Source organism: Eggerthella sp. BIOML-A1 (assembly GCF_009875595.1).
GTDB lineage: Bacteria > Actinomycetota > Coriobacteriia > Coriobacteriales > Eggerthellaceae > Eggerthella > Eggerthella lenta.
This window is the reverse complement of record NZ_WWRZ01000023.1, coordinates 1-2,346: the sequence shown is the minus strand read 5'-3', so window position 1 is coordinate 2,346 and position 2,346 is coordinate 1. Positions and strand designations below refer to the sequence as shown.

The window sequence follows — 2,346 nt, the reverse complement described above, 5'->3', positions numbered from 1 at the left end:
TGCATAGTACCGAGAAACTAGTGCGAAGTAGTGATCAGGTATTGCTGTTATCTGATGAGTATACGTTGTCCTGGCCACGGCAGAAGCACGCTTATCGCTCCAATTTCCCACAACATTAGTCAACTCCGTTAGGCCCTTCATTGAAAGAAATGAGGTCATCAAATGTCTTCCAATGTGAGATTTTGGGCCATTTTTTATAGCAAAGATTGAATAAGGCGCATTTTTCTTCAAAGCTTTATTGTACGATCTGACTAAGTTATCTTTTAATAATTGGTATTCCTGTTTATTGCTTGAAGAATTGCCGGTCCTATTTACTCGTTTTAGGACTGGTTCAGAATTCCTCAAAAATTCATCCAAATATACAAGTGGATCGATCCTACCCCTTGCGCTAAAGAAGTATATGTGCCTACTAACGCTTGTCTTTGTCTCTGTCACTAAACACTGGATTATTACTCCCAGATACTTATTTTGGACTAATTTAAATGATTTCGGATCAACGTTCTTAATATCGCTGAATCTTCCACAATTGATGAAAGTAGCTAGGAAGAGGAATTGGTATAAAGTTTTTGTTTTTGTAAATCTCGAAGTATACTCAAACGAATTTAGTATTTTCTCAGTGATCTCCCAGATGCTTTCACCCTCACTTAGAAGTGCTTTAAGCATTTTTTTACTGTGGCTATTTCCCTTATCTGCTTCTTCCGATGATTCGAACTGTAATTGCAAACTACTTACAATATCAGTGATATCAGATTGATGTTTTTGTCCATAGTAAGGAATAATTGTAAATTCCCAAGCAGGAATCAATTTCTTTAATGAGGCTTCCAGAATTGTTGCTTTTTGCGTCTTGTATTTAAACTGGAGTGATTTATTGACAATATCGAAACTCAGCGAATTGCTTATGATAGTATTATAGCTCATGAATGTGGCTCTCTTGATTGCTGTTCCGTTATGTGTAATCATCCAACATAAATAGGTTAGTTCAGCAGCACATAATGCTATTTTCTCACCTGAAGGTCTTTCAAACCTTTCCACAAACTGACGAACAAGCACCTTAGGTGGTGTTTTACATAATATATCAAATTGTGGCATGCTTAGCGCCGATCTTGTGTGCAATTGATATCTAGTTTCAACTACTCTATTTATCTTGTATCTTGCAGTATTCAAACACGCTAACTCGAAAAACTAACTTTAATTGTCCTGTTTGTCTCGCGTTCTTTCGAAAAATGCACCGGCCGCGCATTATTTGTACTGCGAAAATAATTGGTACTGCGGTATCTTCATTTCATATTTTAAAAATGCACCTTTGCTGCTTTTCCTTAATTTTTAGACGGCCCGCAGGTTCGTTTTGCGGTACTATCTTGTGATAAAAAGTTGTTTTGACATGTGATCTGCACAGATTTTATAATGTAATAAGCAAGAATACATTATCAAACGAACAATACTGGTAAAAGAAAACCAAAATGGACGACATTGAAACAGCCAAGAATCTGACGGTAAAAGCACGTACAGCTTATAGCGTCTGGGATGTATGTCGGCTGTTTATTGAAATGATTGCTCCTGATGTAGATATTGATATAGAGAGTAAACGTAAGTCTGATGAGCTACTCTTTCCAGGATATGTCATAAGGCCCATGGAATCTCTCACAACCGGTAGGCCGTATGGTCTTGATTCTAGCGCAGAAGATTCCAGCGTATCTTCTGACTCCAGTGCTGAGGTAATTTTGCCTGCTGCGAAGATGGTTAAGGAAAGGTTTGATTCGATTGGAAATGGTATGCTCTCTTCACAAGAAGCAAGTCAGGCTGCCATAGATTTGATGCTACAGAATAACAAGCTGTTAGACAATAGAAAGCAACTATACAAATCTATTGCTATAATAATAGGAAGATTGCCCGAGAAAGACAAGAAGAGAGCTACCGAAATGCTCATGAGAAAAATGGATTGTACACAGTTATTAGTCCCACCAGCTCCAACGGAAGAAGATGTTATGAAGCTCGTAAGCGTCGTTACCCAATTGCTTACTTTAGTTCCACCAGATCGTCAAGCTGCTTTAATAGGTGATTTATTCATCCCGGAATCTCTAAAGGATATATTCAATAGTTTCAATGAACTGGCGGCAGAGAATCGTTTACAGCAAAAAAAGAGTGAGTTGGAAGGAAGGACTGAAGTGAACCATGCTAATACAAATGAAGAAGTTCCCTCCAGGCGAACAAGAAGTAGAGACACAAATGCAAGAGGAGCATATAAATTACAAAACACCATCACTGAGGGCCCTAAAGCGGTTCCCACGAAAAAAAGGAGAGTAGCAACGAGGGTAAGGGGCAGAAAATCACGTAATACTTCTAGGG

At 38.4% G+C, this 2,346-nt stretch carries 1 protein-coding gene and 1 pseudogene; one reads left to right on the top strand and one right to left on the bottom strand.

The genetic code is table 11. The features are described 5' to 3' along the window. Positions 1 to 1,089 (bottom strand): annotated as a pseudogene (locus tag GT590_RS14880) (hypothetical protein); the annotation flags it as partial. A gap of 371 nt (positions 1,090 to 1,460) precedes the next feature. On the opposite strand from GT590_RS14880, the gene GT590_RS14875 reads away from it, so the two are divergent. After that, on the top strand, positions 1,461 to 2,346 hold an 886-nt coding region (locus GT590_RS14875), incomplete at its 3' end, for a hypothetical protein (protein ID WP_000340939.1).